At 32.6% G+C, this 12,553-nt stretch carries 10 protein-coding genes; 5 read left to right on the top strand and 5 right to left on the bottom strand.

What is annotated here, in order from left to right:
* Positions 1-64 precede the first annotated feature (64 nt).
* Positions 65-2,002, bottom strand: coding sequence for a M1 family aminopeptidase (locus ACLII3_RS07215; RefSeq protein ID WP_412987646.1), 1,938 nt, complete (start codon positions 2,000-2,002; stop codon positions 65-67).
* A 98-nt stretch (positions 2,003-2,100) separates the two neighbouring features.
* Between ACLII3_RS07215 and ACLII3_RS07210 the strand changes: the two genes are divergently transcribed.
* Genes ACLII3_RS07210 through ACLII3_RS07195 form a run of 4 tightly spaced genes read left to right on the top strand, consistent with a single transcriptional unit; the run spans position 2,101 to position 5,312 of the window.
* On the top strand, positions 2,101-2,775 hold the full coding sequence (locus ACLII3_RS07210; RefSeq protein ID WP_412987644.1) for an SCO family protein: 675 nt from the start codon (positions 2,101-2,103) through the stop codon (positions 2,773-2,775).
* A gap of 43 nt (positions 2,776-2,818) precedes the next feature.
* Positions 2,819-3,052, top strand: a complete 234-nt coding sequence (locus ACLII3_RS07205) for a FeoA family protein (RefSeq protein WP_412987642.1) — start codon at positions 2,819-2,821, stop codon at positions 3,050-3,052.
* Positions 3,045-5,144, top strand: a complete 2,100-nt coding sequence (feoB, locus tag ACLII3_RS07200) for a ferrous iron transport protein B (protein WP_412987640.1) — start codon at positions 3,045-3,047, stop codon at positions 5,142-5,144. The genes ACLII3_RS07205 and feoB overlap by 8 nt, the downstream gene beginning before the upstream one ends.
* Before the next feature lie 30 nt (positions 5,145-5,174).
* A complete protein-coding gene (locus tag ACLII3_RS07195) occupies positions 5,175-5,312 on the top strand; it encodes a FeoB-associated Cys-rich membrane protein (protein ID WP_412987638.1) in 138 nt (45 codons plus the stop codon).
* A 23-nt stretch (positions 5,313-5,335) separates the two neighbouring features.
* Here the strand turns inward: ACLII3_RS07195 and ACLII3_RS07190 are convergent, their stop codons facing one another.
* Genes ACLII3_RS07190 through ACLII3_RS07180 form a run of 3 tightly spaced genes read right to left on the bottom strand, consistent with a single transcriptional unit; the run spans position 5,336 to position 8,901 of the window.
* Entirely contained in the window at positions 5,336-7,360 is a 2,025-nt protein-coding gene (locus ACLII3_RS07190; protein ID WP_412987636.1) for a S9 family peptidase, read from the bottom strand.
* A gap of 57 nt (positions 7,361-7,417) precedes the next feature.
* Positions 7,418-8,242, bottom strand: coding sequence for a ZIP family metal transporter (locus ACLII3_RS07185; RefSeq protein ID WP_412987635.1), 825 nt, complete (start codon positions 8,240-8,242; stop codon positions 7,418-7,420).
* Between the two features lie 2 nt (positions 8,243-8,244).
* Complete coding sequence (locus tag ACLII3_RS07180; protein WP_412987633.1) at positions 8,245-8,901, bottom strand: metal-dependent transcriptional regulator; 657 nt, start codon at positions 8,899-8,901, stop codon at positions 8,245-8,247.
* Positions 8,902-9,002: 101 nt separating this feature from the next.
* Between ACLII3_RS07180 and ACLII3_RS07175 the strand changes: the two genes are divergently transcribed.
* Positions 9,003-11,297 carry a TonB-dependent receptor gene (locus ACLII3_RS07175; protein ID WP_412987631.1) on the top strand — a complete coding sequence of 765 codons (2,295 nt, stop codon included), beginning with the start codon at positions 9,003-9,005 and terminating at the stop codon, positions 11,295-11,297.
* Here ACLII3_RS07175 and ACLII3_RS07170 read toward each other — a convergent pair.
* Entirely contained in the window at positions 11,294-12,553 is a 1,260-nt protein-coding gene (locus tag ACLII3_RS07170) for an MFS transporter (protein WP_412987630.1), read from the bottom strand. The two genes, ACLII3_RS07175 and ACLII3_RS07170, sit on opposite strands and share 4 nt — an antisense overlap.

The following is a 12,553-nucleotide window of genomic DNA, read 5'->3' as shown; positions in this document are numbered from 1 at the left end:
CAAATTTTATAAACGCACAAAAGTAAAGTTTTCATACTAGATAAGAAAACTTAATACTGCTTCATTATTGTTTTAACAACGATTTATGAATAATTCCTTCATTAGTCTCAAATTGAATGAAGTGCAATCCAGAAGATAATGTTTCAATATTGATTGCATCTTCAAATGGCTGCTCTATAATTAGCTTTCCTAAAACGTCAAATATTCTAACTATTTCTATATCTAAAGCAAAGGGCTTATTAACATAAATCATAGAGCTAGAAGGATTTGGATACACTAATAATTCTTTATCAAGTACAAAAAGTTCAGTATTTAATGATACCGAATTGTCTTTTGAGATAATATCAGACTCAGGATCAAATTCAACGGTATCTATTGTAAAATTAACAGCCTCTATAAACTCTTGTCCGTTTGTTAAATTTTCTAATACTATATCTAATACTTCTCCTTGAGTACCATGTAATCTAAGCGGAATTGGCACTTCAAAAAAGCTAACCGATGCATCACTTTGCACTTGATTTACAGTAAACATTACTTGAGTTGGTACAGTTTGATTCCATTCTATATTATAACTAGGATAGCCTTGATTAAATAACCAATCGTCAAAAAACTCGGTTAAACTTTCTCCACTGGCAGCTTCCATTATTGGAATAAAATCTTCCGTTTTTGCATAATCAAAAGCATGGTCTGGGTCATTTAAATAATCTTGTAAACCTTGATAAAAATCGGTATCACCAATTTTTTTTCTAAGCATATGTAATACCATTGCGCCTTTATTATAACTTAATCTTCCACTAAAAATTCTACTAACATTAGTGGTGTCTTGATCAGACAAATAAACTGCACCATTGGGCTGTGATGTAATAGAGTTTATACGCTGTTGTTTCCAGTTTTTAAATGGTGTTTGACCATCAAAGTCCTCTATAACTAGTCCAGATAAATAAGTAGCAAAACCTTCATTAAGCCAAATATCTTTCCAGCTTCCACAAGTAATCTTGTTTCCAAACCATTGATGTGCTAACTCATGTGCTATAAGGTTTCGCGAAAAATTTCCCATAAAAGATACTGTAGTATGCTCCATTCCTCCTCCCCAACCAAATTGGGCATGACCATATTTTTCGGCAGCAAAAGGATACTCTTCAAATAAATTAGTAAACAAATTCATGATATCTACTGTAACTCCTGTACTGTTTTGTGCATTAGTTAAGTCTTCAGGAAACACATAATTAACAATATCAAAAGGGTTTCCATTGTTTGGTACCGTATGTGAATAAATTTCATAATTAGTAACTGCAATCGCTATTAAATAAGCTGGAATAGGATATTGATGCTTATAATGAGTCGTTTTAAACGAACCATTAACCTCTTGACTCTGTTCTAACCCATTACTTACTGCAACATATTCTTCGTTTGAGGGATTAAAATGAGGTGTTGTAATAATGACATCAACCTCATTAATTTTATCGTTTAAATCTTGTTTACAAGGCCACCAAGCCTTTGCTCCATAAGGCTCGGATAAGGTCCAAATAATAGGGTCGCCATTATGTGTGGTTTGTTCAAAAGAACCAAATCCTGAACTTATTGGATTACCTGAATATGTCACAGTTAATGAATCTAAAACACCTTGATTTTGTGTTTGTGGTAATGTTATTACTAATTCATCATCACTATTTTGGGTAAAAGATAACACATCGTTACGTTGCATTACTTGTGTTACAGTCATATTATCAGCCAAATCAAAAGTAATTTGATTTAAATCTTCTTTTGCTATAAAATAAGAAGTAACATCGCCAGAAATGAAAGCTACATTAGGGTCTATATCCAATTCTAATCTATGATACGTTAAATCGTAGTTTCCAGTATTGGCATTTACTCTATAAAACATTTGATTCAATGCCGATTTAGCTTCTTGATTCACTATTTCTCTAAAGTCTTCTTCATAAGTTTGAGCACTTGTAACAATGGAAAACAGAAGTGTTAAGGAGAGTAAAATTCTTTTCATAGTTAGCTTTTTTTCATTGTTAAAAATAATCATTTTATAGTAAATGTGTCGTACTTTTGTATGCGATATTACTATTGTTTTAACTCAAATTGTTCTGAATGCTATCGTTTTTCAAAAAATATAAGTTCTTCGCTATCAGCTTTCTTATATTATCTATCATTATTATATCTATATTTTATTCAATACTAAAGCCAACAAGAGTATTACCTATTTACCAACCTGCTCAGGTAAGCACCGAATTGGTTGACAGCACTATTCAGCATCAAAAAAAGTATCATAAGATTGCAGACTTTAGCTTAACAAATCAAAATGGAAAAACCATTACACAAGAGGATTATAAAGACAAGATTTATGTAGCTGATTTCTTTTTTACAACCTGTCAAACCATATGCCCAATTATGACAGACCACATGCGTGAAATTCAAAAAAAGACCATTACAGATAGAGATATTCTACTATTATCGCACAGTGTTACTCCCGAAATTGATACTGTTGCACAATTAAAGCGATATGCAAAGAAAAAAGGAGTTGATGCTTCTAAATGGAACTTAGTGACTGGTGACAAAAAACAAATTTATGAGTTAGCTAGAAAATCGTACTTAGCAGTAAAAGATGATGGTGATGGAGGTCCTTTTGATATGGTACATACCGAGAATTTCATGCTTATTGATAAAAAGCGACAAATTAGAGGTTTTTACGACGGAACTGACCCAGAAGAAATTGACAGACTACTAGAAGACATAAAAATCTTAAAAGCATCGTATAAAGATTAATCTTTTTACTACTTTTGCTTCTTTAAAATCAATCTAAATAAGCATGAGTTTAACCATCGCTGATCTTAAAAAAGGAGAAAAGGGAATAATTACTGATTGTTCTTCAGAATCTATCCCTTTAAAACTCTTAGAAATGGGCTGTTTACCTGGAAACCAAGTAGAACTACTTCAAGTTGCTCCATTTTCGGATCCAATGTATTTAAACATTAATGGTAGCTATCTTGCTATTAGAAAAGAGACTGCAACTTTAATTTTAATAGACAAACTTAATGAGTAAACAAATTAATGTTGCGTTAATAGGAAACCCAAATACAGGAAAAACATCTGTGTTTAATGCGCTTACTGGTTTAAACCAAAAGGTAGGAAACTATCCAGGAATTACTGTTGATAAAAAAGAAGGGGTTTGTAAACTTCCACGAGGTGTTAAAGCACATATTTTAGACTTACCAGGAACTTATAGTTTAAATGCTTCATCACTTGATGAAAATGTTGTTATTGAGCTATTATTAAACAAGAACGACAAAGATTATCCAGATGTAGCTGTAATAGTAACAGATGTTGAGCACTTAAAAAGAAACTTACTTTTATTTACACAAATAAAAGACTTAAAAATACCATCTATTTTGGTCATTAATATGGCTGATAGAATGGATAGAAAAGGGATTTCTTTAAATATTCCTTTATTAGAAAAGCAATTACACACTAAAATTGCTCTTGTAAGCACTCGTAAAAATGAAGGAATTCAAGATATAAAAGATCTAATACAAGATTACAAATCGCTTTCCACAACACCTTGCTTAGACCCTACAACAATAGAACCTGATTATTTTAAAAGACTTGACAAAGCTTTCCCTAATCAAGACGTATACAAATTATGGTTAGTAATTACTCAAGATGTTAATTTTGGAAAAGTATCTAGACAAGAATTAGATATTTCTGCATTTAAAACAAAATCGGCTTCAGAGTTAAAACGCTTACAACAAAAAGAAACTATAAAACGTTATCAATTCATTAATAACGTTTTAAAGGAAAGCTTAACTATTGATAGTTCAAAAGCTAAAGATTTAAGAAGTAAGTTAGACCGAATATTAACTCACAAAGTTTGGGGTTATGTTATTTTCTTCTTCATATTATTGGCCATTTTCCAAGCTATATATGATTGGGCAACCATACCAATGGACTTTATCGATGCTACATTTGCTTCGTTAGCCGATTGGACAAAAAACACCCTTCCCAAAGGCGCCTTTACCAATTTACTTGCCGAAGGTATTATAGCTGGGATTGGTGGTGTTGTTATCTTTATTCCTCAAATTGCTTTCTTATTTTTATTTATATCTATACTTGAAGAAAGTGGCTATATGAGTCGTGTCGTTTTTTTAATGGACAGAATTATGCGTCGCTTTGGACTTAGCGGAAAAAGTGTAGTACCTCTTATTTCTGGAACAGCTTGTGCAATTCCAGCAGTAATGGCAACACGTAATATAGAAAACTGGAAGGAACGTTTAATAACCATTCTAGTTACACCTTTTACAACCTGTTCTGCAAGGTTACCTGTTTATCTAATTATTATTGCTTTAGTAATACCAGAAGGTCGATTTTTAGGCCTAAGTTACCAAGCTCTTACTTTAATGTTGCTATACATTTTAGGTTTTGGAATGGCAGTGTTTTCAGCTTATATATTAGACAAGGTTATGAAAACAAAGAGAAAGTCATTCTTTGTTGTTGAAATGCCTAGTTATAAAATTCCACTGCTAAAAAATGTTGGAATTACTGTATTTGAAAAAACAAAAACCTTTGTATTAGAAGCAGGAAAAATAATATTAGCCATTTCAATTGTACTTTGGGTACTAGCATCTTATGGTCCTGGAGAACAGTTTAATAATGCCGAATCTATTGTTAAAACTGAAAACCCAACACTATCTGATCTTGAATTAGAAGATAAAATAGCTTCACATAAGCTAGAGCACTCTTATATAGGTATTGTTGGTAAAACTATTGAACCTGCTATTAAGCCTTTAGGATACGATTGGAAAATTGGTATTGGTTTAGTAACATCATTTGCTGCTCGTGAAGTATTTGTTGGAACCTTAGCAACTATTTATAGTGTTGGTAGTGCTAATGATAATGAAGATGAAGACACTATAAAAAGTAAAATGGCTGCCGAAGTACATAGCAATGGTGCAAAAGTATTTACACTTGCTTCTGGTATATCATTATTATTATTCTATGCTTTTGCAATGCAATGTATGAGTACGCTCGCCATTGTAAAACGTGAAACAAAAAGCTGGAAATGGCCAATGATTCAATTAGTTGGCATGTCAATTATTGCATATATAGCTGCTTTAATTGCTTTTCAGTTTTTAAAATAATGTTGCCATAGTTTTTACGACAAAACACATATGAACGATTGGTTTCAAAACATATTAGTTTTTATTATTGCTGGTTTAGCATTAGCATTTTTAGTTAAAAAATACTTTTGGAAACCAAAGAGAAAAGCCACCAAATCCTGTGGAAATGATGGCTGTGGATGTGCTTAATTTTTATAGTCTAAAAATTAAAATTATTCATCATACTTTTTTAACCAAGCCAACGTATGTGCTACTTTACTAATTAACTGACTTGGACGTCTAGCGATGCCATGAGAAGCTCCAGGCATTTCAACTAAAACTGTTTCTATTTTTCTAAGCTTTAAAGCGTGATATAACTGTTTTGCTTCACTTGGTGGTGTTCTTAAATCATTCATCCCTACCATAACCATTGTTGGCGTTTCTATGTTTCCAACCAACGAAATAGGCGAAAACTTCCAATACGTTTCAAAATTTTCCCAAGGTTGTCCAGGGTAACGTGAATCGGCATAACCATAATAATTATCTGCAACTAATGTTTTACTAATCCAATTCATTACTGGTTTATGAACTACTGCTGCTTTAAAGCGATTGTTTTTACCAATCATCCACGCAGTCATAATACCTCCAGCACTTCCTCCTGTTACAAATAACTTATCGTTATCTGCAATACCTTGGTTTACCAAATAATCAACGCCATCCATGACATCGTTATAATCTTGTCCTGGATAGTTATTATATAATAAGTTGCCAAATGCTTCACCATAACTTGTACTACCTCTAGGATTAGGATAAAACACCACATAACCATCTGCAGCATATAGTTGAATTTCAGTTGTAAATCGGTCTCCATAATTTAAAATTGGACCACCATGATTTTCAACTAAAAGAGGATATTTTTTAGAAGCATCATAATAAGGTGGCTTTACAATCCAACCTTGAATATCACGACCATCATACGATGATTTATACCATACCTCTTCTACTTTCCCTAACTCACGTTGTCCAAGAATATCACTATTTAAATCGGTAATTAATGTGGCGTCTTTTTTAGGTTTTAATACAGCTAAATCTGCAGGATATTCTGGTCTTGTTTGCGTATAGACAATAGTTCCATTATTAGCTATAGAATACGATCCTGACGCATATGGACGCCCTAAAGTAGTACCTCCAACATTATCGGTTAACTTTTTTACTATCCCACTTAAAGTAATATGTCCAATTTTGGTATTTCCTTTATCATCGTAAATAAAATACAATCCTTTTCCCTCCTTATCCCAAGTAATATCGGAGACATCTCTATCTAAACTATTAGAAATCACTTTACGAGACGTACCATCAGCATTCATTATATGAAGCTTTGTAGTTTGATGTGTTTGTACCTCATCTTTAAAACCTAAAAAAGCAATCTGCTTTCCATTTGGAGATATTTTTGGAGAATAATCTGGTCCATCTTGTGTTGTAAGTTGTATTATCTTTTTTGTATTTACATCAACTTTATAAACTTCACTGTTTCTAAATCGGTATTCCCAATCTTCAAATCTATTGGCTGAAAAATAAATGTCCTTACCATTTGGTGAGAACGATAATGATCCTCCATGATTATAATCACCACTTGTTAACTGTTTAGCGCTACCTCCTTCTGCTGGCATGCTAAAAATATGCGTAAATCCAGGTTTAATATATCCTGCGCCATCAGCTTCATGTTTAAATCTATCTGTAATTCGAGCAGGAGCTGCCCAATTAGCACCTTTAGGCTTTGAAGGCATACTCGTAATTACTGGAGACTTAGCGGCTACTTTCATAGTAAAGACTAATGTTTTTCCGTCTGGAGACCACGTTAAAGATCCTGGTGAAGCTGGTAATTGCGATAATTTTGCAATCTGTCCAGTTGCTAACCAATACATATATACTTCGGAACCTTCTTTTGTGCTACTAGTAAAAGCTATTCTATCACCAGTTGGTGACCATCTTGCTTGTCCTTCGCTTACTTCTCTTGAGGTTAACTTTCTGTTATTTGTACCATCTGCATTAATAATCCATAGATTACCTTTTGGATTATCTGTCATGATATCAAACCCATTTCTTCGATATACTATTTGTGTTCCGTCTGGTGAAATTTGTGGATCTGAAGCAAATTCAAGTTCAAAAACATCCATTAATTGCAATGGTTGCTTTTTATCTTGACCAAAAGAGAATTGTAACGCTACTAGCGCTGTAATAAGAAGGAATCGTTTCATTACTTTAAGTTTATTTTGAAGCGAGGAAGTTACTAATTTTTTTCCTGCTTCAAACTATTAACCTAAAGCAACATCTAAAGTCATCATTACAATGAAACCACCAATAAAACCAAGAGTTGCAATGTCGGTATACTTATCGCGTTGGGTTTCAGGAATCACTTCTTCTACTACTACAAAAATCATGGCTCCTGCTGCAAAAGCCAAAGCATAAGGTAAAATTGGTGTAAAAAATGTTACTGCTAAAGCTCCAATAACAGCTGCTACTGGCTCAACAATTGCAGACATTTGACCATACCAAAAACTCTTAAATTTACTAGCTCCTTGACGACGCATAGGCATAGATACTGCTAATCCTTCAGGGAAGTTTTGAATACCTATTCCTAACGCTAAAGCCACAGCACCTCCAATAGTTGCCTCCGGAATTCCAGCTGCAACACCTCCAAAAAGTACACCAACAGCTAATCCTTCTGGAATATTATGTAATGTAATAGCTAAAACTAAAAGTGTGGTTCTATGCCAAGGTGTTTTAACACCTTCTTTTTCACTTTCTTTGAAATTGATATGCAAATGAGGTAGAATTTTGTCTAAGCCAAATAAAAATAATGCACCTAAAGCAAAACCAACTGCAGCAGGAATTACTTTTTCAAAACCTTCACCTGGACTCATTTCTATTCCTGGAGCTAATAAACTCCAAAAACTTGCAGCTACCATAACGCCTCCTGTAAAACCTAACATTCCATCAAGTAATGCACGATTCATTCCTTTAAAAAAGAACACTAGTGCTGCACCAGAAGCAGTTAAAATCCATGTAAATAATGATGCATATAATGCTGCTAATATTGGGTCTATAGATTCAAAATATTGAATGATACTATCTAACATATCTAACTTATTTTAACGTATAAATTGTTCGAAATTAATTTTGAGATGGCTAACTTAATTCCATTTACTTCAATAACCATTGATTCGTCAAAAGGCTCTTTAGAAAGAACCTTAATACTTGTACCTAAAGCAATATTATTTTTGTCTAGATACTTCAAAAACTGAGCTGAAGAATCATTAACTCCAACACAAGTACACACATCAAACTCCTTTGCCTTAGCAAGCATTATCTTTTCTGTTTTCTTAAAGTTTCCATCTTTATCTGGAATTGGGTCTCCATGTGGATCATGTGTAGGAAAATCTAATAATGCATCTAATTCGTTAATTAGTTTTTCAGATTTAATATGCTCTAATTGTTCGGCTACCTCATGCACTTCATCCCAAGAAAAATTAAGCTTGTTCACCAAAAACACTTCCCAAAGTCTATGCTTTCTAATTACAGAAGTAGCAGCTAAACGTCCTTTTTCAGTAAGATTAACACCTTGATATTTAATATAATTAACTAACTCTTTTTCATCTAGTTTTTTAATCATATCGGTTACAGAAGATGCTTTAGTTTCCATTTTTTGAGCAATAGCATTTGTACTTACCGAAACATTTCCATGCTTAGATAAATGATAAATTGCTTTTAAATAATTTTCTTCTGAAAAAGTTACCACGCTTCAATAGTTTGGGCAAATATACACTTTTTACATTGATTTAAATATATTTTTAGGCTTATCTAAATTTTAATTTATATTTGCATAAAAATTTGAAACTTATGAAGAAGATTTTCTTTTTCCTTTTTATATATTCTAGCATTATAAACAGTCAAAATTTTACTGTTTCTGGAAAGGTAACTACTAACAACAATGTGCTTTCTTACGCTAATATTGCAGTAAAAAACACTAATAAAGGTGCCGTTGCTGATGAAAACGGTAATTATGTAGTCACCAACTTGCCATCAGGTAATTATATTATTGAAGTATCTTTTACTGGTTATGAAACTTTAAGAAAAGATGTTAGTATTAACGATAAAAATATAACACTAAACTTTGACCTTAAGGAAGCATCTTTATTAGATGAAGTTGTTATTACTGGAACAAGAACATTTAAGCGAATAACCAATTCGCCTGTAATAGTTAATGTGTTAAATAGCGAGGCTTTAGAAAATGTACAGGCTTGTAACTTATCGGAAGGGTTAAAGTTTCAACCTGGATTAAGAGTCGAAACCGATTGTCAAACATGTAATTACACACAATTACGTATGAATGGTTTAGCAGGAGGCTATTCGCAAATTTTAATTAATGGACGTCCAATTTTTAGTCCTTTAACTGGATTATATGGTTTAGAGCAAATTCCTGTAAATATGATTGACCGCATTGAAACTATTAGAGGTGGAGGCTCTACACTATATGGCTCTAGTGCTATTGGAGGAGTTGTAAATGTGATTACAAAAACACCAAAAGAAGATAGCTTTGATGTTAATTATACCTATCAATCTATAAAGGGTGATGCTAGCGACCATATTATTAATGGTAATGCCACTGTAGTTTCTAAAAATAAAAATGCTGGGGTTTCTTTATTTGTCAATAAGCGTGAGCGTGATGCTTACGATGCCAATGGCGATAATTTCTCAGAGTTGTCTGAGCTTAATAACACTTCGTTTGGTACCAACCTTTTCTTTTTACCTGCTGAAAATCAAAAATTTGAAGTAAGTTTTAGTAATTTAAATGAGTACAGATATGGTGGTGAAATGGTAGACAAAGCACCACATTTAGCTTTACAATCTGAAGAGCGAACTCACAATGTACTCATGGGAAGTTTAGATTATCAAATCAACTTTAATAATGAAAACAGTTCGTTAATTACCTATTTAGCAGGACAACAAACAGACAGAGATCACTATACAGGAATTTTTCCTGACACCGAAGAAGACATAACTACTCACTTAGAAAATCCTCCTTACGGAATTTCTAAAACCACAACCTTTCAAGGAGGTGCACAATTAAATCATCGTTTTAATGATTTTATAAAAGGGAGTAATGTATTTACGTTTGGAAGCGAATATGTAATGGACGATGTGCTTGACGAGATTGAAGCTTACAATTATAAAATAGATCAAACCACAAAAACCTTTGCTGCTTTTTTACAAAGTGATTGGGAGATTTCGTCTAAATTAAACTTACTCTCTGGAGTTCGTGCAGACAAACACAACTTAGTTAATAAAGTAATTTTCAGCCCTCGTTTTTCATTACTCTACAAACCACAAAGTAACCTACAGTTACGCACTACATGGAGTACAGGGTTTAGAGCACCACAAGCATTTGACACCGACTTACATATCGCTTTTGCTGGAGGTGGAATTTCAAGAATATCACTTGCAGATGATTTAAAAGAAGAACGCTCTAATAGTTTTAGCGCTTCAATTAATTATGACAAACCTACTGAGCATTACATTTTTGGTTTTACACTAGAAGGGTTTTATACACATTTAAAAGATGCCTTTTATTTAGCACCAATAGGAGAAGATGAATTTGGTGAGCGTTTTGAAAAACAAAATGGCGATGGCGCAACAGTAAAAGGATTAACTTTTGAAGTAAGAGCCAACTACGATAAAAAGGTGCAATTAGAAGCTGGATTAAATGTACAATCAAGCAAGTTTGATACTGCAGTTGAAAATATTGAAGGCTTACCAGCACTTAGGGAGTTTTTAAGAACACCTAACGAATATGGCTTTGCAACCCTAACCTTTACGCCAAACAAAAGGTTTAACACTACTTTAAACTATGTTTATACAGGCACAATGAAAATCGCTCATTTTGCTGGAGCTCCAGAACAAACAACAGATGTTTACACAACTTCAAAAGCATTTTCTGAGCTTGGTTTTAAAACAAGCTATATGTTTGACTTAAAAAACCTTGAAACTGGTTTAGAGATTTTTGGAGGAGTTAAAAATATATTTGATGCTTATCAAGATGATTTTGACAGTGGTAAAAACCGAGATAGTAACTATGTATATGGTCCTGGGAGTCCTAGAACAGTTTTTGTTGGGTTGAGGATTAAATCGCTTTAAGAATCTAGAAACTCTTTGGCTTCTTTAGATAGGAAAAGACCTTCTTCTTTTTTTAATTTTCTAAAAAAGAAATAACCTATTAAGGATAAAAATACAAGAACACATGCACTGTATACAAGCATAGTATTCAAAGAATAATCAACACTCTTTTCTGCTAACATTCCAGCTATTTTGTTAAAGCCTAGACTTGGGATAGTTGTGAGCAACAATACAATCGTAAGATATTTAGGGTTTGCATATTTAACCGTAATAGAAGAGATTAATGGTGTTATCAAACTTTCTCCTATTGACATAAGAACTATAACTAACACAAACAAAGCTACACCTCCTTCTCCTAAATCTAAAGGAATTTTAGATAATATAAAAAGTGCCATTCCAAAAAGAAAAAGCCCAAGAAATAGTTTTAAAAATTGATTTCCATAATAACGACTCCATAAAAATGCAAAAACAATTAATGTCAATATAGATAGAGATGATGACAAAGAACTACTAACTAGTAAAGTGTTAGGAACTTCATTTACATATGCATCTCCAATTCGTTGTTGAATTTCTATGACTCCATAATAACTTAATTCATAAATAGCCCAAAAACATCCAACTAACAACACTATAATTATAATATATTTATATTGAGAAAAACCAACGTGTTTTTGAAAAGTATTTGAGATTAAATCTAAAGGCTGTTTTTTAACTAAATAAAGCAAAAATGTTGAGATTAATATAAATGTCATTGCAAGTAACATTCCATATTTAAAATTGTAATCACATAAATATCCAATAGCTAATATACCAACTAAAGTACCAATATTAACAGCCGAATAGTATATAGAAAACCCTGCATCTAACAACTCTTTCTTATCCACATACTCCTTCCCAAATCGCGCAACAATATTAGAGGAAAAAAAACCTGTTCCTAATGCCATTAATACTAAACCAATTTTAATCCATTGAAGAGATTCAACACAAAGAAATAGACAAGCTAAACTAGATAAGACACCTCCAATCAATATAGACTTCTTATTACCTAACAATAAATCTCCTAAAACAGCTCCAATAAAACCAGAAATCAAAACTCCCATGGTATATGTACCATATATTGATAATGCTTCAGAATTTGATAAATTAATAGTTTCTCCAACTAAATATAAAACTAATGCTGCTCTAGCTCCATAATAAGCTGCACGTTCAAATCCCTTTGATATTGATAATATTATAGCATTTTTAGAATGTTTCTTTGATCTTGGTATTTTTTGCAT

The sequence above is a fragment of the Pontimicrobium sp. IMCC45349 genome (genome assembly GCF_047219225.1).
Classification (GTDB): domain Bacteria; phylum Bacteroidota; class Bacteroidia; order Flavobacteriales; family Flavobacteriaceae; genus IMCC45349.
The sequence above is the reverse complement of the archived record's forward strand: the minus strand, read 5'-3'. Positions and strand labels throughout refer to the sequence as shown.

What these genes read in the sequence shown, in the direction of transcription:
- ACLII3_RS07205 (WP_412987642.1), top strand. Translation starts at nt 2,819, where the DNA reads ATGAGTTTAACCATCGCTGATCTTAAAAAAGGAGAAAAGGGAATAATT.
- ACLII3_RS07185 (WP_412987635.1), bottom strand. Translation starts at nt 8,242, where the DNA reads ATGTTAGATAGTATCATTCAATATTTTGAATCTATAGACCCAATATTA.
- ACLII3_RS07175 (WP_412987631.1), top strand. Translation starts at nt 9,003, where the DNA reads ATGAAGAAGATTTTCTTTTTCCTTTTTATATATTCTAGCATTATAAAC.
- ACLII3_RS07210 (WP_412987644.1), top strand. Translation starts at nt 2,101, where the DNA reads ATGCTATCGTTTTTCAAAAAATATAAGTTCTTCGCTATCAGCTTTCTT.
- feoB (WP_412987640.1), top strand. Translation starts at nt 3,045, where the DNA reads ATGAGTAAACAAATTAATGTTGCGTTAATAGGAAACCCAAATACAGGA.
- ACLII3_RS07195 (WP_412987638.1), top strand. Translation starts at nt 5,175, where the DNA reads ATGAACGATTGGTTTCAAAACATATTAGTTTTTATTATTGCTGGTTTA.
- ACLII3_RS07190 (WP_412987636.1), bottom strand. Translation starts at nt 7,360, where the DNA reads ATGAAACGATTCCTTCTTATTACAGCGCTAGTAGCGTTACAATTCTCT.
- ACLII3_RS07215 (WP_412987646.1), bottom strand. Translation starts at nt 2,002, where the DNA reads ATGAAAAGAATTTTACTCTCCTTAACACTTCTGTTTTCCATTGTTACA.
- ACLII3_RS07170 (WP_412987630.1), bottom strand. Translation starts at nt 12,553, where the DNA reads ATGCAAAAAATACCAAGATCAAAGAAACATTCTAAAAATGCTATAATA.